16 protein-coding genes and 1 rRNA gene are annotated in these 21,514 nt (G+C 48.4%); 14 read left to right on the top strand and 3 right to left on the bottom strand.

Going from position 1 to position 21,514, the window contains the following annotated elements:
- Positions 1-122: 122 nt before the first annotated feature.
- Both rrf and L6468_RS12095 read left to right on the top strand, forming a co-directional pair.
- A 5S ribosomal RNA gene (rrf, locus tag L6468_RS12100) occupies positions 123-235 on the top strand.
- Positions 236-430: 195 nt separating this feature from the next.
- Positions 431-1,618: a right-handed parallel beta-helix repeat-containing protein gene (locus L6468_RS12095; protein ID WP_237793429.1), complete on the top strand. Its 1,188-nt coding sequence runs from the start codon at positions 431-433 to the stop codon at positions 1,616-1,618.
- A gap of 1 nt (position 1,619) precedes the next feature.
- Here the strand turns inward: L6468_RS12095 and L6468_RS12090 are convergent, their stop codons facing one another.
- Complete coding sequence (locus tag L6468_RS12090; RefSeq protein WP_091818399.1) at positions 1,620-3,704, bottom strand: sensor histidine kinase; 2,085 nt, start codon at positions 3,702-3,704, stop codon at positions 1,620-1,622.
- A 177-nt stretch (positions 3,705-3,881) separates the two neighbouring features.
- Here L6468_RS12090 and L6468_RS12085 point away from each other — a divergent pair, with 177 nt between their 5' ends.
- From L6468_RS12085 to L6468_RS12070, 4 genes are read left to right on the top strand one after another with little or no spacing between them, the layout of a single operon-like run.
- Positions 3,882-4,640 (top strand): phosphocholine cytidylyltransferase family protein, encoded by a 759-nt coding sequence (locus L6468_RS12085; RefSeq protein ID WP_237793428.1) that lies wholly within the window; start codon positions 3,882-3,884, stop codon positions 4,638-4,640.
- A 28-nt stretch (positions 4,641-4,668) separates the two neighbouring features.
- Positions 4,669-5,727: a pyridoxal phosphate-dependent aminotransferase gene (locus L6468_RS12080; RefSeq protein ID WP_091818402.1), complete on the top strand. Its 1,059-nt coding sequence runs from the start codon at positions 4,669-4,671 to the stop codon at positions 5,725-5,727.
- Positions 5,728-5,733: 6 nt separating this feature from the next.
- The gene (locus tag L6468_RS12075) at positions 5,734-6,720 is read left to right on the top strand and encodes a CDP-alcohol phosphatidyltransferase family protein (RefSeq protein WP_091818404.1); all 987 of its coding nucleotides are present in this window, start codon (positions 5,734-5,736) and stop codon (positions 6,718-6,720) included.
- A gap of 27 nt (positions 6,721-6,747) precedes the next feature.
- Positions 6,748-9,123 (top strand): clostripain-related cysteine peptidase, encoded by a 2,376-nt coding sequence (locus L6468_RS12070; RefSeq protein ID WP_237793427.1) that lies wholly within the window; start codon positions 6,748-6,750, stop codon positions 9,121-9,123.
- Positions 9,124-9,130: 7 nt separating this feature from the next.
- Here L6468_RS12070 and L6468_RS12065 read toward each other — a convergent pair whose 3' ends face one another.
- Positions 9,131-10,264, bottom strand: coding sequence for a sensor histidine kinase (locus tag L6468_RS12065; protein WP_237793426.1), 1,134 nt, complete (start codon positions 10,262-10,264; stop codon positions 9,131-9,133).
- Between the two features lie 141 nt (positions 10,265-10,405).
- Here L6468_RS12065 and L6468_RS12060 point away from each other — a divergent pair, with 141 nt between their 5' ends.
- From L6468_RS12060 to era, 5 genes are all read left to right on the top strand, one after another.
- Complete coding sequence (locus L6468_RS12060; protein ID WP_237793425.1) at positions 10,406-10,936, top strand: YceD family protein; 531 nt, start codon at positions 10,406-10,408, stop codon at positions 10,934-10,936.
- 57 nt (positions 10,937-10,993) lie between these two features.
- Positions 10,994-11,185, top strand: a complete 192-nt coding sequence (gene rpmF, locus L6468_RS12055; RefSeq protein WP_091818411.1) for a 50S ribosomal protein L32 — start codon at positions 10,994-10,996, stop codon at positions 11,183-11,185.
- The gene (locus L6468_RS12050; protein WP_091818413.1) at positions 11,185-12,186 is read left to right on the top strand and encodes a beta-ketoacyl-ACP synthase III; all 1,002 of its coding nucleotides are present in this window, start codon (positions 11,185-11,187) and stop codon (positions 12,184-12,186) included. The genes rpmF and L6468_RS12050 overlap by 1 nt, the downstream gene beginning before the upstream one ends.
- Before the next feature lie 173 nt (positions 12,187-12,359).
- On the top strand, positions 12,360-13,613 hold the full coding sequence (locus L6468_RS12045; RefSeq protein ID WP_237793424.1) for an alpha/beta hydrolase-fold protein: 1,254 nt from the start codon (positions 12,360-12,362) through the stop codon (positions 13,611-13,613).
- A 146-nt stretch (positions 13,614-13,759) separates the two neighbouring features.
- A complete protein-coding gene (gene era, locus L6468_RS12040) occupies positions 13,760-14,644 on the top strand; it encodes a GTPase Era (protein ID WP_091855004.1) in 885 nt (294 codons plus the stop codon).
- 15 nt (positions 14,645-14,659) lie between these two features.
- Here the strand turns inward: era and L6468_RS12035 are convergent, their stop codons facing one another.
- Positions 14,660-17,542, bottom strand: a complete 2,883-nt coding sequence (locus tag L6468_RS12035) for an InlB B-repeat-containing protein (RefSeq protein ID WP_237793423.1) — start codon at positions 17,540-17,542, stop codon at positions 14,660-14,662.
- Positions 17,543-17,672: 130 nt separating this feature from the next.
- Between L6468_RS12035 and L6468_RS12030 the strand changes: the two genes are divergently transcribed.
- From L6468_RS12030 to L6468_RS12020, 3 genes are all read left to right on the top strand, one after another.
- Entirely contained in the window at positions 17,673-18,293 is a 621-nt protein-coding gene (locus L6468_RS12030; RefSeq protein WP_237796681.1) for a porin family protein, read from the top strand.
- 1,213 nt (positions 18,294-19,506) lie between these two features.
- Positions 19,507-20,487 carry a helix-turn-helix transcriptional regulator gene (locus L6468_RS12025; protein WP_237793422.1) on the top strand — a complete coding sequence of 327 codons (981 nt, stop codon included), beginning with the start codon at positions 19,507-19,509 and terminating at the stop codon, positions 20,485-20,487.
- On the top strand, positions 20,480-21,508 hold the full coding sequence (locus tag L6468_RS12020) for a PDDEXK nuclease domain-containing protein (protein WP_237793421.1): 1,029 nt from the start codon (positions 20,480-20,482) through the stop codon (positions 21,506-21,508). The genes L6468_RS12025 and L6468_RS12020 overlap by 8 nt, the downstream gene beginning before the upstream one ends.
- The last annotated feature ends 6 nt before the right edge of the window (positions 21,509-21,514 follow it).

Here is a 21,514-nt window from a genome sequence, read left to right as displayed (position 1 = left end):
TTTCAACTGTGACAGTATTGACGATGAAGTTTAGACTTCAGTCTTAGTGTGATATGTCAACCTTATACGCGGTTGTATAATTGTCAATTATCAATTGTCAATTATCAATTTAGCGAAGATATTCAGGTGGCTATTGCGGCGGGGTCCCACCTCTTCCCATTCCGAACAGAGAAGTTAAGCCCGCTTGCGCCGATGGTACTGCAATGCAATGCGGGAGAGTAGGAGGCTGCCATTTTTTACAAGTAAAGACCCTGATTCAGCAATGAGTCAGGGTCTTTTTCGTTTGTGTGTGCCCATAAATATCTTGCCGATTATTTGGTTATCTCGGAAATATTCTGTAAATTTGCATTGAAACTAAAAACACTAAAACATTATGACTATGTGGGTAAAAACGCTATTTATATTCTTTCAGCTGTTTGTTTGCTGCAGTATGACATATGGCATTACTCGTTATGCTTCTCCCTTAGGTAAGGACCTGTCAGGAACATCAGTGAATGCTCCCGGAGAACTGCGGTTTATGGTCAGCAAACTTCAACCAGGCGACACACTTTTACTCCTTGACGGGCAGTATGACCTCGTGAATACGGTTGTAGTGAGTGTGAATGCTACGGCCGATAAATGGGTTGTTATTTGTGCGGCAAAGGGGGCTCGTCCAGTCCTCGACTTCCGTCAACAGCAGATTAACATGAATGGTATGAAGGTGTCCGGAAGTCATATCCTGATAAAAGATCTTACCATACGATATGCTGGAAAGAAAGGTGTCTGGTTAGAGAATGCCTCCTATTGCCGTCTGGAGGGACTCGATGTCTATGGGTGCTGTGACTCGGGTGTGCAGTTGCGTAAAGGCGGACATAATCTGGTGATAAACTGTGATTCGCATGATAACTTTGATTATCAGGCAGACGGCGGTAATGCCGATGGCTTTGCGGATAAGCAGGGTGGAGGTGCCTTTGCAGGCAATACTTATATTGGTTGCAGAGCATGGAATAACTCGGACGATGGTTGGGATTCTTTTCAGCGTGATACGAAGGACGGTGTGCCAACCATGTACCTGTTTTGCGTGACCTATCATAATGGTCCTGCCGAGTTTGACCTGACCAATCATCCGCGAGCTACAGGCGTGGACAGCGAACTCCCTTGTCTGGCTGGAAAAGACCTGCAACATTTCCCAAATGGCGGTAATCCCAATGGATTTAAACTCGGTGGTCAGGGAAAGGAAAATAAAGCAACCGGCGAATATACCCGACATCACACAGTCTTGATGAACTGTCTTGCCGTGGGACATCGTAAAAAAGGTTTTGATCAGAATAATAATGCCGGTGAGATGGAGATAGCCCACTGTCTGGCCGTGGATAATGATATCAACTACGGATTTGGCAATCCATACCCCTGTACCCTCCATATCCATCACTGTATCAGTTTGGCACCCAAGAGCGGCAACCACCTGCTGACGGCACGAGAGACGACCCTGAGTCAGTCGGAAAACTCATGGAACGAACAGCATCATCGTGATACATCTGTTTTGGACGGTGTGGATATCGTGCAACTGCTGCTAGCCCCCCGTCAGGCCGACGGACAACTCCCTGTCTCCCTCTTGGAAATACTGAGAAAACTATGAGCTATGACAGAGGCAGGGTGAATACAAAGCGAGCACCAGGCGTGAATGCTGTGTCGAGCGTGATGTCACCACCCAGTCGGCGAGCGATAGAACGTGCCACGGTGAGACCTATGCCAGTGCCGTCGTAATAATCATCCAGTTGTACGAACTCATCAAAAATATGTTCGGCTTCCTTTACAGGGACACCGATACCAGTATCCTCAACGTTGAAGCAGACGGTTTGCTCGTCGATTTGTGATACAATCAGTCGGACGGTGCCCTCAGATGCCGGTGCATTTGGTTCACTGATAAATTTCATGGCATTGTCAAGCAAGAGTACCAAGGCACGGGTTGCCTGAGCCAGATTGGTGTGAAGCATCGCAGTCTCAGCCTCAGGTGCTATCTGTAAATCAAAGGTGATATTGGTCGCATTATTAATGCCTGAGTCCTCGGCAGCCTGAGCTGCAATCTGGACAGCGGGCACATCATCATTTCGTTCGATGACGGCTTGTGACGTGGTGTCAGAAAGTTCCAGCATCTTATTGACCAAACCAGTGATACGGTTGGTGTTGTCATTAATCTGATTGTTGATATCCGTACGTGTGGCATCATCGAGTTCCATGCCAGGCGTAGTGATGATCTGCGTAAAACCGCTCAAGATATTCAGAGGCGTGCGGATTTCGTGAGATATCTGGTGGATGAAGTTGGTCTTCATCTTTGAAGACTCTTCGGCACGAGCATTAGCTGTGACAAGTTGCGAGTTGAGTGAATACAACTGCGAGTTGAGCGTTGACAGTTGGGTGTTGGTCTCCTCCAGTTTTTTATTGGCAGCAGCTAGTCTCATCTGCGCCCTGCGGCGATGCAGCGAGTAGATAATGAAGAAGATGACGACCAGAGCCAAGATGAACATGGTGCTAATCCAGCGTGAGCGCTGCATATCAGCCTGTTGCTGTACAATCTGCGCATCTTTCAGGTTGGTATTATAGATTGTAGCCAACTCAGCAGCGGTGTTGTCTTTCTGGTCAGTGATGGCCGAGTCGAGGATGGAGAGTATATAAGCACTCATGGCCTGTGCAGAGTCTATGCGGCCAGCCTGCGTATTGGCGTTATATTTAGGCAGCAGATACAGTTGGATATTGTCCAAAGACAGCCCCATGCCCCATTGTTGAAATGCCTGCTCCAGATAACGGAAGTTGTAAGCTGCTTCCCCGTAGCGTCTGGCCACAATCAGATAGTCGGTGGCATTGATGCGACCAGCAGGAGTCTTGGAGTAGTTGGTTTTCAGAAAAGCATCGTAAGCCTCGGTCGCTTCCTCCTCGTCGCCCAGTCCTTCGTGTGCCACAGCGCGCATGATTTCTATACGTCCCTGGTATTCATCAAAATACTCCTTACGTGCGTCAGGGCGTTTTCTGTATTCATTCAGGAGCATAGCCGAGCGGTCAATCCAATAGATGGCATCATTATACTTTCGCGTGTTGATATAAGCCATGCTGGTGTACACCGTGCCAACTACCGCCTCCTGGAATCCTCGGCTGGTGCTGTCGGACTCCCAGCGGCTTACGTAGCGCTCGCGGGCAGTGATGAAACTCTCCTTGGCCTCCTCGTCTTGCCCCAGATTCAACTGACAACAGCCGATGGTGTTGAGCAGGATGGCATAGTCGATGTCAGAACCTATTCCCGCATTATCCATCTTCTCTACAGCAGGTATTGCAATGCTGAGTGAGCCCTCGTAGTCGCCCTTTACAAGCAGGATCTCTGATAGACGGCGTGCCGACTTGATATAGCTGACCAAGTCCTGTTCGGAAGTGATTTCACTTTCCAATGCCTTTCTGAAGCAAATCTCTGCCATGGTATTGTTGCCCTCACGATAGTAGGACGCACCTCGCCAGCGGTTAGCGTTGAGAGGGGTGATGTCTCCCGACATTTCAAAACTGTCGGCAAGGGCACGCATCTGCGTATAATCCTTCACGATACCAGCATTAAAAATAATACTATCGGCCTTGTTGGCTTTGCTCTCCATGGTCTGCTTGTTATCGCAAGAGTAAAATGTAATGCCTCCTAACAGGGTGATACAGGTAAAGATATATGCATAAATAGACTTACTCATAGTCGTGTTGTTTTAGTGTTCGGTGGCAAAGTTAAAAAGAAATCTGTAAAAAAACAAATTTATTTCTTGTTTTCTTACAAAGCACCTGCATTACTTGTGAAACATTGCAAAATATTTTGGTGAAATGGGAAAATATCCGTAATTTTGCAGCTTGATTTGTGAATTCTTTAAATCTCAATGGATAAGATGAATAATAAACAGACACCGATAGGTGTGATTTTGGCAGCAGGTATGGCAAAACGCTTGCGCCCCCTGACTGATGAACGCCCCAAGTGTCTTCTGACTGTAGGTCAGCGCACGCTTTTGCAGCGTACGGTTGATGGCATGCTGGCTGCTGGTATTGATGAGCTGGTCGTTGTGACAGGCTATCGTGGCCAGATGATTCGTGATTTCCTGACACAGCACTATCCACAGCTGCAGATCCATTTCCTGGATAATGTGGACTATGCTAACAATAACAATATCTTCTCGCTTTGGATGACACGCCCCTTCACCGAGGGACGCGATTTTCTGTTGCTTGACAGTGATATCCTGTTTGATCCGCAGATTATTCCTACCGTGTTGAAGGAAGAGGGCAGTGCCTTGGCCCTGAACCGTCATGATCTTGGTGAGGAAGAGATGAAAATTGTGGTGGACGAGCATAACAATATCGTAGAAATCAGTAAGACATGCTCTATTGAGAAGGCCATCGGCGAGAGCGTTGGTATTGAGAAGATGACTGCAGATTACAGTGCTGCCCTGTTTAAGGAGCTGGAGCAGATGATTGAGCGTGAAGGTCTTATCGATATCTTCTATGAGCGTGCCTTCGAGCGTCTGATTCCTCAGGGACATACCTTCCGCGTGGTGGATACCACCAACCTCTTCTCTATCGAACTGGATACCGTGGAGGACTTTGAGAATGCTAAGCAGTTGATTCCTGCAGCACTTTATGATTAAGAAAGAATAACTTAAAATTACGAATAAAATGAATTTTCTTGATAGAAATGAATTTAACTTTGAGCCCAGCCAGAAAGTGGTAGAGGCCATTAAGAACTTCGATCCTAAGGATCTGTGCTTCTATACCCGTATCTATGACCAGGGTAAGAAGAGTGTTATCAGCGTGCGCGTCGGTGAGATTTATGGCGTACCCGAGGAGCAGGTGCTGCTGACCTATGGTGGTGAGGACATGCTGAAGAATGCTATCCACTATTTCCTGTCAATCAATAGTCAGGAGGTGAACGGCACTCCCAATACGAAGATCCTGATTCCTGAGTTCTCCTGGTGGTATTATAATAAGGTGGCTCAGGAGTGTGGCGGTACCTTCGAGATGTACCCCTTGCACGAGAAGGAGGATACCTTCGCCTACGATATCGACGAGGTTATCGAGTACACCAACCGTGTACATCCCCGCATGCTGTTGCTGGCATCACCCAACAACCCCACAGGTAACGGTCTGACTCCTGAGGAGACTGCCCGTATCCTGGAGAATATCCCTTCAGACACTATCGTCCTGATTGACGAGGCTTATGCAAGCTTCATTTCAAAGGACACCGCTTATATTGCTCCGCTGGTCAACAAGTACAGCAACCTGATTATCTCACGCACCCTGTCTAAGTTCTATGGACTGCCCGGTCTGCGTTGTGGCTTCGGTTTCATTGGCAAGGGCCACGATCAGTTCCTGAGCTATGTGAACAAGTACCTGGGTTACAACCGCTTCTCTGAGGCTGTGGCATTGGCTGCCCTGGATAGTGATGACCACTATCGCCATGTAGCTGATGACATGGAATGGGGACGCCAGTTGTACAAGAAGGAACTGGGTGACCTGCCTGGCTTCAAGGTGTACAAGAGCGTGGCCAACTTCATCCTCATCAAGTATCCTGTTGAGATCAAGGATAAGTTGATGGAAGAGTTGAAGGCTCAGGACTACAAGATTAAGTTCATGACCGACAAGGGCCTGGAGTCTTGCCTGCGTATCACACTGGGACGTAAGGAACAGACACAGGTTGTTTGCGACACCATCAAACGCGTTTATAATAATAAATAAGATGTTATGAACGAGAAATTCAGGGCAACACTGAAATCATCAGAGACGGAGGACTGGCTAGACTTGCATGTCATCCGTCCCTTTTGCTATTATTGTGCGGTATTCTTCGCTAAGTTTGACGTCAACCCCAATACCATCACCATCTGGTCGATGATTATCGGTGCCGCCAGTGCCTGGTTCTTTGCACAGGGCAGCTTCTATTATGGTGGCACACTGGGACTGGTTTATAATCTCATCGGTATCTTCCTGCTGATGTGGGGTGATATCTTTGATTGTACTGATGGTCAGCTGGCCCGTATGACGGGTAAGAAGAGCCGTCTGGGACGTATCCTCGACGGACTGGCAGGTTTTGCCTGGTTCTTCCCCATCTATTTTGCATTGGTGTATCGTTTCTATATGCATCATGATCTGGAGTTCCAGTGGCTGGGTATCGAGAACAACGAGCAGAACACACTCATTGCTACGGGTGTGGTCTTTGTGCTGGCTGCCATCTCTGGTCTCTGGGGACTGCAGGGACAGCAGCGTCTGGCCGACTATTACATCCAGGTGCACCTGTTCTTCCAGAAAGGTGAGAAGGGTGCCGAGTTGGATAACTCTGAACGCCAGAAGGAAATCTACGAGCAGATGCCCAAGGAGACACCATTCTATGAGCGCTGGTTCCAGAAGTCGTATATAGAATATACCAAGAAACAGGAGGACGTGACGCCTGAGTTCCAGAAGCTGATGGCTGCACTCCGTGAGAAATATGGCAGTACGGACAATATCCCCCAGGAGGTGCGTGACGAGGTGCGTCGCCACTCATTGCCCCTGATGAAGTGGAACGGTCTGCTCACCTTCAATTTCCGTGAGTCGTGGCTGTTCCTATTCTGTCTTTTGGATTTCCCTGTGGGTAATTTCCTGTGGGAGATTATCGGCATGGGTATCCTCTACTGGTATGTGAACCATCGTCACGAGACATTCTGTAAGCGTATCGCTGCCGGTCTTTCTAAATAAAAAAACTGGAGAAATAGCCCCGTACTTATGAAGTGGACTAAGCAGCAACTGAATAACCTCTTTTTTATCGTTGGTGTTGTGGCCGTTGTGGTCATGATACTGACGTTTGATGTAAGCTTTGCCGAACTGTGGCATCATCTGGCTCATGCCGGTTACTGGCTGATACCTATCCTGGGTATCTGGCTATTGGTTTATGGACTCAATGCCTTGGCCTGGAAGAGCATCATCAAAAGCTGTTCGGTCCCTGGAGTAGGGGATGGTGAGCAGGTGGGGAAGGTGAGTCCCTGGCGTATCTATCGCCTCACTATTACAGGCTATGCCCTGAACTATGCCACGCCTGTTGGCGGACTGGGTGGCGAGCCATACCGTATCATGGAACTGTCGAAGAATATCGGTAACCAGCGAGCCACCTCGTCGGTTATCCTCTATGCGATGATGCATTTCTTCGCTCATTTCTGGTTGTGGTTCACGTCGATATTCCTTTATCTGGCACTGGCCATGATTGACTATGTGCCGATGACGCCTTTCATTGGTGGCCTGATGGGAGCAGCTATCGTGTTCTGTCTGGTGGCCTTCTACGTATTCTCAAAAGGCTATAAGCATGGACTTGTAGTGAAACTCATCCGCTGGATAGGTAAGATTCCCGGTCTGAAAGGCTGGAGCACCCGTTTCCAGAAACGCCATGCCGAGGCGTTGCAGAATATCGACAAACAGATTGCTGCCCTGCATAAGCAGGATAAGCGTTCGTTCTACTATAGTCTGTTTATGGAGTATGCCTCACGTATCGTGCAGAGCTTGGAGATTCTGTTTATGCTCCTCCTCTTCGGCATCGATTGCGGAGGTGGCTTCGAAGGGCTGTTCTTCACGTTCCTTTATTCAGTATTGATACTGTCGTTCACCACGTTGCTGGCCAACCTGATTGGTTTCCTGCCTATGCAGTTGGGCGTTCAGGAAGGCGGTTTCATGCTCTCCATCGCCCTCATTGGAATGTCCACCAAACTGGGTAGCGATGTTGACTCAGCCGCACTGGGTATCTTCGTGAGCATTATCTGTCGTGTACGTGAGATTCTCTGGATAGCTATCGGTATGTTGCTGATGAAGGTTGATGAACTGCACCTGGGACGTAAGGCTGTGACGGTTATGCTGGCTATCGTTGCTATGACAGGTTTTTCTTCCTGCTGTGGCGATGACGACGAACCATTGCCTTGGACCTTGGGAAAGGCTGAGCGAACGGTGATGGTCTATATGGCAGCCGAAAACAACCTGTCGTCGCTGGGCTATCTGAAAAGTGATTTGCTGGAGCTGATAGAAGGGTCACGCCAGTTGACAGATAAGCAACGCTTGCTCGTGTTCATAGACAGCTTGGGGAATAATAAGCAGATGGGATTCCCTAGAGTCGTGGAACTGCATGGCGGTAAGAGTTATACGGTGAAACAATATGGGGAGAACTTCTATTCCAGTGATCCAGCCCGTTTTCGTGAGATACTACAGACCATGACTCATGCAGCAGAAGCAGACAGTTATGGTCTTGTTCTTTGGGGCCATGCCAGTGGCTGGCTCGTCGATAAAGATTCTGTTGTGGAAGAGGCCTCGCTAGCACGTCGCTCCTATGGGCAGGACTGGGGCTCGGATGGTAACCTGGGTGGTGAGAAATACATGAATATCACCCAGATGGCTCGTGCCTTGGAGACACTGCCTCACCTTGATTATATCTTTGCCGACTGCTGTAATATGCAGTGTATAGAGGTGGCCTACGAGTTGCGCCATGCCACGGACTATCTTATTGGTTCTCCTGCCGAGATACCTGGTAGTGGAGCACCCTATCATAAGATGGTGCCGCGTCTCTTCCAGAATGATACAACATTTTATAAAGGTATCATCGATACTTACTACGATTATTATAAAGAGTACTATGCCGGCGATGCTTATCTGAGTGGCTATAGTCTGCCGCTCTCAGTGGTAGATACCCGACAGTTGGACTCCCTCCTCAGTGCCACGCGTGATATCCTGCCTCTGTTCGTGCCTTCCTATCCTCAGTCTCTGGGGTTGATGCAGAGTCATATAGCCTTCTATCTTTATATGAACACGCCGTTGATGTACGACATGCGCGCCATGATGCGCTATTATACCACAGGAGATGTGCTATCCAAGTGGGATGATGCCTTTAATAAGGCCGTACCCTACCGTCGGATGTCGAAAAAATGGTATTCCATGCCGAGTGGTCAGAAGGAAGCCTTCGGTTCGTTTATCATGGATGATGATGCTTATGGCTGTGTCAGCATGTTTGTGCCTTTGAACACGCAGTATTATTCAAATGGTACTTACCGTATGAATCATACATATAAGAACTATGCCTGGCATCAGAAACTCTGCTGGGACCGTTTCGGCTGGGTTGAAGATTAGATGATTGTCAGGCCTTCTTCAACTCGATACGGAAGGTGGTGCCCCGGCCCTGTTCTGATGACTTGACGTAGATATGTCCTTTGTGATATTCCTCCACAATACGCTTGGCCAGTGAGAGCCCTAAACCCCATCCGCGCTTCTTTGTCGTGAAACCAGGACGGAACACATTCTTGATATCTTTTTTCTTGATACCTTTGCCCGTGTCAACAACCTCCACGGCCACGATATCGTCCTCCTCAAGCAGCCACAGGTCTATCTTGCCGGCGCCACCCTCCATGGCATCCACGGCATTCTTGCACAGGTTCTCGATAACCCACTCAAAGAGTGATGCATTGATCTTCACCATGACGGCATGGTCGGGATAATGGCCTTTGATGCTCACTTTCTGCGACGTGCGCTTGTCCATATATTCTATCACGCGGTCCAGCACTTCGTTTAGGGATGTCTCTATGGGCTCTGGCAAAGAGCCGATTTTCGAGAAGCGCTCAGCTATCCGCTCCAGTCGCTTCACGTCTTTGGCCATCTCAGGTATCAGCGCATCATTGGGATAACTCTCTTTGAGTACCTCTACCCATGCCATCAGACTGGAGATAGGGGTGCCAAGCTGGTGGGCAGTCTCCTTGGAAAGGCCCACCCAAACCTTGTTCTGCTCTGCACGCTTAGCTGCCAGAATGGCAAAAACGGCGACGAGGGCAAACACCATCACAATGGCTAGTGCCCAATAGGGGTAGTACGTCAGGCGCTTCAGCATGATAGACTCGTCGTAGCACACCTGCTGGTAGTCGCCGTCCAGTTCAATCCTGATGACGTTGCCCGACAACTTCATCCGCATCGCATACTCCTTGACGTTGGCTGTATCTTCAATATTACGGTAGTCCATCACCTGGTCTTTCGAGTCGAGCACAATGACGGGAATCGTGTTGTTGCTCTCCATCACCTGTGTCACCAGCATCAGGTAGGTCATCTCGTCTTCCTGGTTCAGGGCTTCCATCGCCTTTGCCCATACCTCCATCTTTCCTTGTTCCTCGCGCTGCAGGTCGCGCACCAGGTATCTAGAGGCTAAAAGGGCGGCCACCGCTATTAAGATAGCGACCACCACCAGCCAGTTTTTTATCCGCCTAGTTTTTTCCGTCCACTGCATTTTTACGTTCTTTTTTGGAGAATGTCGTTCAGAATTCTCGGCAAAAATACGTAATTTTAATGAAAAAATACAAGAAAATGAAGAAAAAATGAGCGTATTCGAAAAAAAAGTGGTAACTTTGCACCCGCTAAAAAAGTGTATATGTGTTACTTAGAGCGATTTGATATTGATTTAAAGGCACTTACGGACGAGGTAACCCCTCTCTCGTGGGAGTTGGACGACCAATTCTTTGAGTCGCTCGAAGGTGCTCAGTTGCAAGGTGGCTCGTTGCATGTGTCGGGGTCTATACGCAAGGCAACCGGCTTTTATGAGCTTCAACTGCATACTGACGGCACAGTTCGCATCCCCTGCGATCGCTGCCTGGATATGATGGACCAGCCCATCGGGGCCGACCTCCGTCTGGTGGTGAAGCTCGGAAGCGAATACAACGAGGAAGATGATATCATCACCGTTGATGAGAACGAGGGTGTTTTCAAGGCGGCTTGGTTCATCTACGAGTCTATAGCACTGGCGGTACCCATCCAGCACGTTCATCAACCTGGCGATTGTAACGATGCTATGATGCGAGTGCTTGAAGAGCATTCGGCTGCCCGAAGCAGTGATGCGGACGCAAAGGAGATAGACCCCCGATGGAGTGCACTTTTGAAGTTAAAAGAGAAAAGTGAAGAGTGAATAGTTTGCTCCCGCACATGAAATTATAAATTGTAAATTTTAAAATAGTAATACATTATGGCACATCCTAAAAGAAGACAATCAAACACTCGTACTGCCAAGCGTCGTACTCACGATAAGGCAGTAGCACCTACGCTGGCTGTATGCCCCAACTGTGGCGCTTACTATGTGTATCACACTGTATGCCCCACCTGCGGTTACTATCGCGGCAAGGTTGCTATCAAGATGAACGAAGAGGTTGCTGAGTAATGGGAAAGATTAACGCGATCATCACCGGCGTTGGAGGCTACGTACCTGACTATGTCCTTACCAATGAGGAATTGTCACGCATGGTCGACACCAACGATGAATGGATTATGACGCGTGTCGGAATCAAGGAGCGCCGAATCCTCACAGAAGAGGGTCTCGGCACTTCCTATATGGCGCGCAAGGCTGCCAAGCAGTTGATGCAGAAGACGGGAGCTGATCCCGATTCTATCGATGCGGTTATCGTTGCAACATCAACAGCCGACTATCACTTCCCTTCTACCGCAAGTATTGTTATTGGTAAGCTGGGCCTGAAGAATGCTATGGCATTCGATTTCTGGGCAGCTTGCTGTGGCTTCCTGTATTCCCTCGATGTAGCGTCTTCAATGATTCAGAGTGGTCGCTACAAGAAGATTATCCTGATTGGTGCCGACAAGATGTCGTCGGCTACCGACTACAAGGATCGCAACACCTGTCCACTTTTTGGTGATGGTGCAGCTGCCGTGATGCTTGAGGCCACAGAAGAGGAGAACGTCGGACTGATGGATTCCTATCTGCGTACCGATGGACAGGGCTTGCCCTTCCTCCATATGAAGGCAGGTGGTTCAGTGAGTCCCGCAAGTCACTTCACCGTTGACCACCGTATGCACTACACCTATCAGGAGGGTCGTACCGTGTTCCGCTATGCAGTGACCAATATGAGCGACGACTGTGCTCTTATTGCCGAGCGCAATGGTCTGAACAAGGACAACATCAACTGGGTTGTTCCTCACCAGGCTAACATGCGTATCATCGAGGCAGTAGCAAGGCGCTTGGAGATGCCTATGGAGCAGGTGATGGTGAATATCGAGCATTACGGTAACACCTCAGCTGCTACTATTCCCCTCGCACTTTGGGAGTATGAACCTCGACTGAAGAAGGGCGATAACATCATTATGACAGCGTTTGGTGCTGGTTTCGTTCACGGAGCCAACTACCTGCGTTGGGCATACGATGGCAAGTAAAAAGATTTTTATCAGATAAAAAAGGCGAAGTATCTTGTGGTGCTTCGCTTTTTTTGTGTTTAAGGCTAATTGTTAATCTTTCATAACAACGCCCGCCGCGTTTTATCTTTTCCCTTTTTGCTACGTCAATACAATCGGAATATGTAAACCCAACCAAAATTTCAATATAACCTATGAAACAATTCTTTTTATTAGCAGCTGTTGCCCTTACATCTATGACGGCATCAGCACAGTTCGGTGCTCAACGTGGAAATCCCGTAGTACCTTCAGTAAAGGCAGAGGTTGAAGACTTCAAGCCTGCTATCAGTAATCAGGAAAACAAGCAGTTCCCTGCAGTGAATTCCAAGCGTCAGGTCCGTGCGCAGATCATGGCACCTAATGCCAAGTTCGTAGGCCTCGACATCGCAGGCAAGATCTACGAGATGACCAAGGACGAGAACGGTCTGTGGACCGGTACATCAGAACCTCAGGACGAAGGCTTCCACTATTATCAGTTGAATATCGACGGCGCCTCAGTGCCCGATCCTGCCAGCCTCTATTACTATGGCGCCAGCCGTTGGGGCAGTGGTATCGAGGTTCCTTCTGCCGACCAGGATTTCTGGCAGGTGAAGAACGTGCCGCAGGGCTCTGTGAGCGAGGTGTTCTATTGGTCAACCTATACAGAGAAGATGCGCCGTTGCCATGTATATCTGCCCGCAGAGTATTACACCAATCCCACCAAGAAATTCCCTGTGCTGTATCTGCAGCACGGTATGGGTGAGAACGAGTACGGATGGGCCGAGCAGGGACATACCGCTCAAATCCTGGATAACCTCATCGCAGAGAAGAAGGCTGTGCCTTGCATCATCGTGATGGACAACGGCCTGAATGCTCGTCGTCCTGGTGAGCAGGGTGGCTTTGGCGGTCCTCGTCCACAGCGTCCACAGGGTGGTGCCGCTCCTCAGGGCCAGCGTCGTCAGGGTGCTCCCGGTCAGGCAGGTCCCCGTCGTGGCGGTTTCGGTGGCTTCGGTGGTTTCTCAGAGGGCTTCAAGAATGTGCTCTTCAATGATATCATTCCTATGGTAGAGAAGAACTATCGTGTGATTGCCGATCCTCAGCATCGTGCCTATGCCGGTCTTTCTATGGGTGGTATGCAGGCACGCGAGATAACCCTTGCCAATCCTGATAAGTTCGCCTATGTGGGGTCATTCAGCAGTGGTGCATGGAACGTGGAGCAGGTGAAGAACTCTGAAGGCTTTGCCAAGAATGTCAAACTGCTCTTTATGAGTGGTGGTGGCAAGGAGAACATGGGTTGCGAGGAGGCCGCAAAGAAGATTCATGATGAACTTGGCATGAATGCCGTTGGCTACGAGTCTCCCGGAACAGCCCACGAGTGGCACACCTGGCGTCGCAGCCTCTATCAGTTTGCACAGCTCATATTTAAATAAGGAACGAAGGAGTTAGAGGAGTTAGAGGAGTTAAAGGAGTTAAGGAGTTAAGACAATAGCTCTTTTACTCCTTTTCTTTTTTGTGTCTCAAATATTTGGCAGTCTCGATAAAAATGCCGAAATTTGCAGCATCAAATAAAAAACACATGAAACATAAGGCAGGATTTGTAAATATCGTAGGCAACCCCAACGTGGGTAAGAGTACACTGATGAATCAACTGGTGGGCGAGCGTATCTCTATCGCTACGTTCAAGGCGCAGACCACGCGTCACCGTATCATGGGTATTGTGAATACCGATGATATGCAGATTGTGTTCAGTGATACCCCGGGTGTGCTGAAACCCAACTACAAGTTACAGGAGTCGATGCTGGCATTCAGTGAGAGTGCGCTGGCCGATGCCGACGTGCTGCTTTATGTCACGGATGTGGTGGAGAACCCCGAGAAGAATATGGAGTTCCTTGAGAAGGTGCAGAAGATGACCATTCCTGTGCTGCTGCTTATTAATAAGATTGATGAGAGCGATCAGAAGACGCTTGGGGCTATCGTCGACAAATGGCATTCGTTGCTGCCTAACGCCGAGATCCTGCCTATCTCTGCCAAGAATAAGTTTGGCACGGACCTTATCCTGAAACGTATCGAGGAACTGCTGCCTGAGAGTCCTGCCTTCTTTGATAAGGACCAGCTCACCGACAAGCCTGCCCGCTTCTTTGTGAGCGAGATTATCCGTGAGAAAATCCTGCTGTTCTATGACAAGGAGATTCCTTATTCCGTTGAGGTTGTCGTGGAGCGCTTCAAGGAGGACGACCGTCAGATTCATATCAATGCCGTCATCTACGTAGAGCGCGACTCCCAGAAGGGTATCATCATCGGTCATCAGGGTGTGGCACTCAAGAAGGTATGCACCGAAGCCCGTAAGGCCCTTGAGAAGTTCTTCGACAAGCACATCTTCCTGGAGGTCTTTGTCAAAGTGGACAAGGACTGGCGCTCATCGCAGCGTGAGCTCGATAACTTCGGTTATAACCCAGAATAAAAAAAGAGGAGCCGTTTAGCGGTCCTCTGCCAGATATTTCCTTCCATTCAGGATGTTTATACCTTTATGCGGGTGCAACAGTCGTTGCCCCCGCAAATTGTATATAGCCCCTTCGTTGCTGTCTTTCTGAGGCGTACGGATGCCCGTCATCTTATAGGGCTTCAGGTCTATCGTGCCATCGGCCACGCCGTTGAGGAATATCTCCAGGTTTGAGTAGCCGCTCTCTGTGAGCTTGTAGCCATCCGATGCGTCATTGGGATTCAGTCCTGCGCTCTTCTCGTACTCATCCGGCATGCCGTCCAGGTCTGTATCCTGCATCAGTTGTTCGCCTTCCTCCATACCCATCCAGGGCCACATCTGTGTCTTGATGGTCTGTCCTGTGGCCTCGTCCTTGGCGTAGAACTCATCATAGCGCGACAGCGTGATGTCGGCAGGCGAGTTGATGATGCCTGCAGCAGGTGTAATCATCGTGCCTGGCTTCTTCTCACTCTCAAAGGTGCTGCCGTGATACTGTGGCTGACGAGTGCCGGCTGCCTCGGCCAACAAGCGTTCGTCCACCTCGTCATAGCGGGGTAGGGAGGCACCTGCTTTCTGCGTCACCTGACGGTAGGCCTCGTCGGCCGTCTCGTAGGTCATGCCGCTGAGGGCGTAAGGCAGTTCATGCAGCAGGGCTTTGTCGGCCAGTGTCTGTGAGGGTGATACCGACCAGAAATTCATGGCGCGTGAGGCATAGTCTGACGTGAATCCGTAGTAGTTGTCATTGTTCACCTTCTGCAGTTCCGTGTTACTCCAGATAGAGCCGTTTGGCGCCCATCTGCTGCTCAGTTCAAACTTGTTGCCCGAGAGATACCACTCGCCCACCAGGTTGATGTTATCGCCCGATGCCGATACGAAATAGCGCTTGGCGGCTGCCCCACTATAGGTGGCAGGACCGGGACGGTAGTAGTTGTTGATCATATAGACGCGGTCGTACGACGACTCGTCGGCCGAGGCGTTCTCGCCACCGTGTATGGAGTTGTGGTTACCCCAGTTGAATATCACGTTGTTGGCAAACTCATTATCCACGTGCAGGTCGTGCTCCAGGGGCTTTGCCTGGTTTCTCACACCATTGAAACGGGGGGAGCGACTGATGCAGCTGCTCACCAGACAGTGGTGCATCGTGCCGTGCTCGCCACCCCATTGCATGGCATACGAGCGCTCGCCCTTCACATTCTTGGAATAGTACAGGCCCTCGGCCGAGATACACCATTGCATCGTGGTGGAGTCTGTGTCGTAGAGCGTCAGGTTCTCCTCCATAGACCATGAGAACGAACAGTGGTCCAGCACGATATGATGCACGTTCTCCACATCGAGTGGCGACATGCTCGTAGCTGCCAGGTCGCCGGCACGGAAGCGGATATGACGGATGATGATGTTGGGCTGTGTCAGTTTCATCTGGTAGCCGGCAATGCAGATACCACCGCCAGGTGCCGTCTGACCGGCTATGGTCACGTTGGGGTGATTCACGGATAGTTTCGACGTCAGATAGATGGTGCCGCAGGTGCGGAACAGAATGGTGCGTGGCGTGTCGTCGCCTGTACGCAGGGCCCAGCGCAGCGTGCCTTCCACCAGTGCATCGTCCGAACAGTCGTCCGTGCGTGTCACGTAATACACCTTTGCCCCTCTGTTGTCTGTCATGCGTCCGCCTGTGGTATATTTGCCATAGCCCTCGGCACCGGGGAAGGCGATGAGGTCTGCACGGTAGTTGTCCACCATGGCAAACACGGCCTTGATGGTCATATCCGTATTCAGCGTGAAGGTGTATTGTGCGCTGGTTGACAGCACATTACCATTGCCGTCCTCCCAACGTACGAAGTAGTGTCCTTTGTTGGCCTTTGCCGTGAGCGTCAGTACCGTTCCTGCGTTATACTTGCCGTTATCGCCCTTGTCGCTGATGCTCACGCTGCCCATCGCAGGCATGTCGGTGCCATAGGTCAGCGTGGCCTCTTCCAACTTCGTGAAACGGGCCTCTGCCTGAGTATCGCTGCTGATGGTAAACAGGTGGGGATTGTCCGTACCTACCTGTACATTATTAATATACCAACCCTCGAAGGCATAACCGATGTTGGGCGTTGCCGTACAACTGACGTTATCGCCTGTGACAACGGATGTCTGGGCAGGCGACACCGTACCGGCACCCTCAGGTACTACCGTTGCCGTAAACGTGCTCAGTTGCACGCTGCCACCTACCGTGGCCGTGCCCGTCAGCGTCACGTTGCCCATCGCCAGGTTCTTGCCGTTAGCATAGCCCTGCGCCATACGTACCACCACCTGCCAGGCATCATTGCTGGCCGTGGCTGTTGCGGGCACGTCAAACGATGCATCGTCGTAGTTGGCGTCTATGTCGCTGTGACTGTTTACCTTACCCAGCTCGTATGTCTGCGTCACCTCGCCTGCCGCATTCAGTTTCAGCAGTAGTATCTCGAAGGCAGGGCTGCTGTTCTTTACCCACGATGCCACACTCACCCCCACCTTCGTAGGCACGTAGGTCAGGTCGGTGGTATTGGGCTTGATCTGAAGTATCATGCCGTAGTCATTGCTGCCGTCAGCGGCACCCTGCACCTTGAAGCGCAGCAGTTGCAGTCCCGTCACCTCTTTCGTGGCGTAGCTCTGAGGCGTTATCGTGGCCTGGAATGCCAGTTTCGAACCAAAGGTGACGCTTGTCTCCAGCATCTGCTTCACGTCCGTGCCCTCGCAGGTCGTGGTTGAGGCCGTGGCGCTATTGTAGGCCGTTGAGCCCACCGCCAGGTCTTTTATAGACTTGTTCAGTGGCCAGTGGGTGGTCACGATGGCGTTCTGCGCCAGCATTGTTGACATGATGGTCATGAGCAGCGATAGGAGTAATAGTTTCTTTTTCATTTGTTTTAGTTGTTTTTAGCTGTGCAAAAGTACGCTTTTTTCCTTAATACCGCAAATAATTCGCGTTTTTGTTTTGTGCTTTACCGACTAATTCGTATTTTTGCATCATCAAACCTAATAAATAATGAAAATGAAAACCTGGATTTTAACTATTCTTGCCCTGCTCACATCTGTTGTGACAGTGGCTCAGCGCAGAGAAGGAACATGTACCGTACAACCTAAGGTTGGCTTGAACGTCAGTACGCTGTCGGATGCCCAGAAGACCATTGGCGATGCCTGTTTTGGTATGGAGGCAGAGTATATGATCACGAATATCTTCAGCCTGTCGGCAGGTGTGATGGTGTCTAACCAAGGTGGTAAATACGATGAGGATTACCCTTTTCCCAGATATACAGCGGACCTCGACTATGCCAATATCCCCATTATGGCCAATGTCTATGTGCTGCCAGGACTGGCTCTGAAGGCTGGTGTGCAACCAGGCTTCCGCCTGAAGGCCAAGATGGAGACCGATAACGGCTCTTACGATATTGACGAATTCTATAAGCTCGTGGGCATGTTGACACCAGGCGAAGAACCCAAGGTCAATAAGTTCGACCTGGCTATCCCTGTCGGCATCTCCTACGAATATAATAACGTAGTGCTTGACGCCCGTTACAACTGGGGCCTCCTGAAAGTAGAGAACATCGGTAATGCTTATTACAACCGCGTCTTTGAGGTGACGCTGGGTTATAAGTTTGAGTTGGACTTCTAATCCTGAACGGTCAAGATATTTTACCGTCTTGGAAATCCCCATATAATACCCCTGAAAATTTGAGTTAACTAAAATCATCATTTGAATTAACTCGATTCATGATTTTAGTTAACTCAAACGATTAATCTAGTTAACGGGCCATTTTCGGCCCGTTTTTTTGTTCACTTTTTTGTCTTACTTGAATTATTCATGGATATTTTTGTCTGCGACGCTACACGAATGACCATAACGTCGTATCTCTGTCCGAGAAACGACGTGTTGCTCATCGAGAAACGACGTTTCTCGATACTATTTTTGACAACAATTATTTTTGTGTGCAACACCCACCCCAAGAATAGAAATATTGTCTGAAAAGCCTTTAAATACAATATATTCAGCAGGGGTTAGTGTTGTGTCAACACACCCCCTGACACTAACCCCAACAGTAACCCCTACACTCCCCCTTGAGACTCTTGGCTTTAATTGATATTGCAGAATTTTCTTTACGCTATACGGAAGCAATTTTGCTACCATTAAATGTAGCAATTGCTCCCTCACTAGGAAAAAATATTTTCTTAAGCAGAGCGCAATTTTTTCTTGGTTAAGGAGTAAATAGCCAAGATTAATGAACCTGGAATTTATTTGACACGTGCCGTCAGAGTTAATCTTTCCTGATATCCTTAGGGTTGGGTGTCGGGTGGAGTGTTGGGTTGGGTGTTGGGGTTAGTGTTAAGGCAACACTCCACCCAGCGCATTCCCCTGTATTTAAAGGCCTCCCAGGAGATTTCTATGCTCTTGGGGTGGGTGTTGAAGAAGTATCGTCATACTCCATGTTCTTTGCAGGGTAAAGGCTTATAAGAAGCGAGCCATAATCTCACGCCATGCGAGATTACGGCTCGCTTTGGACGAGGTTACGTCTCTTTAATCCAACGCTATACAAAATGACTTACTAATTCAATTATTTGGAAAGCAACATAGAAGACTATGAAAGAGACATTATTAGGCAATTCATGATTGACATCAACCCTTCCTGTCACGTAATACCCCCAAAATCTTCACTCGAGTGAATTCATCGATTGAGCTAGGTCAAATCATGAAATCACTCGAGTCAATTCATGATTTCAGCTATAAGGCGTGAATTTTTCTTCAAAAAGGAAACAGATTGCATTTTTTTTACTAACTTTGTAGGCAATAAGCTAAGAACCACTGTATGCCAGTAGATAAACAAGTTTTGTTGAGATATCAGGTTCTGAACAAGTGCTTCAGAAACAAATATAGGGAATACACCATTGACGATTTGGTTGATGAGTGTAATGAGGCATTACGCAGAGCTGATAAGCCAGATGTATCTAAGCGTACTGTCCAGAATGATATTAATATCCTGGAGGCTGATTACGGCATAATACTTAACGAGAAGCTACGTCTTGGCAAGAAACGCCTATATCGGTATGTTGATACGAACTATTCAATACCCCTTTTCCGCATTAACGATGAGGAGCGCCACAAGCTTCAGGATGCAATTCGCGTATTGGATCATTTTGAGGGTGAACCCACATACGATTGGGCAAGGACGCTCCTGATGCAGATAGAAGGCGGATTGTTTGACGAAGACACATCGCCCGTAGTTACCTTCCAGTCAAATCCTGACTTGAAAGGTATCTCGTATTTTTCAGACCTTTTGCAGGCAATCCTCACCAAAAGAGTGTTGAAACTAAAATACACACCTTACGGAAAAGAAACGCAGATAGTTAATATCTATCCCTATCATCTGAAACAATTCAATGACCGTTGGTATCTTATTGCCCAAGCGATAGGCTATCAGTCTTATGCTCATTATGCCCTTGACAGGGTTGAAGGTTTTGAAGAGATAGCTTTACCGTACAAGGAGTCAAATGTGGATTTCTCAGAGTACTTCGATGATGTCATAGGAGTGACAGTTCCCGACGTTGATGCAGAGGATATAGTTATTAAAGTGACAGGCAAGCGTTTTAACTATATTCGCACCAAGCCCCTTCACCTCTCTCAGCGCATCATCGAGGAGGCAGAAGGCTATGCCATCATATCCATCAATGTCAGGGTAAACAAAGAGCTGGAATCCCTGATACTCTCCTTTGGTGATGACATGAAGGTCATTGCTCCAGCCAGTTTCAGGGATAGGATAGCGGAGAAAATAAAGGTAATGAATCAACTATATTCAAAAGATAAAGATGAATAATATAACAGTGCAAAATAGAAACGACCAATTCGCAGAAATCGTCGCCATGATTCAGCATACTCGTAATGAAGTGGTGAGATTGGCTAATGCTTCTCTGATAGATTTGTATTGGAAGATTGGTAAATACATCTCCAATAAGATTGCTGCTTCAGAATGGGGTGATGGCATAGTCAAGCAATTGGCTGAATATATCGAAAGAACCAGCCCAGAATCTAAAGGCTTTTCTGATAAGAACCTTTGGCGAATGAAGCAGTTCTATGAGACTTATAATGGTGCAGACGAAATACTCTCACCATTGGTGAGACAAATTAGTTGGACTAATAATCTTACTATTTTAAGCCGTACCAAATCAACCGAAGAGAGATGTTTTTATTTGGAGCAATGTGTTCATGAACGATGGACAAAACGAGAATTAAATCGACAGATAGATAGTGCACTTTATGAAAGATCTAAAGTTGGAACTCTAAAACTCTCACCACTGGTGAGAGAAATTGCACCCAATGCGGAACAGATATTCCGAGACCAATATGTATTGGAGTTTATTGGCGGAAAAGAGTATAAATACGAGAACGATTTGAAAGCGGCACTGGTGAAACAGATGAAGGACTTTGTCCTGGAATTTGGAAAAGACTTCCTTTTCATTGATGAGGAATATCGATTACAGGTTGGAAATAGTGATTTTAGAATAGATTTGTTGTTCTATCATCGTGAATTGCAATGCCTCGTTGCTTTTGAGTTGAAGATGGAGAAATTCAAACCAGAGCATTTAGGTCAATTGAATTTCTATTTGGAGGCTCTTGATAGAGATGTGAGAAAGCCCAAGGAGAATCCCAGCATAGGCGTACTGCTCTGCAAAGACAAGGATGACGCTGTGGTGGAATACGCTTTGAGTCGTAGTTTGTCACCTACAATGGTAGCAGAGTATCAGTTGTGCTTACCTGATAAAGCCCTATTACAAAAGAAACTTCAGGAAATACAAGAATCAATTGCGGTATCTGGAGAAAACAATTCTGATCAATGAAGAAAA

Source organism: Prevotella communis, assembly GCF_022024115.1.
GTDB lineage: Bacteria > Bacteroidota > Bacteroidia > Bacteroidales > Bacteroidaceae > Prevotella > Prevotella communis.
This window is presented reverse-complemented; position numbering and strand designations above follow the sequence as displayed.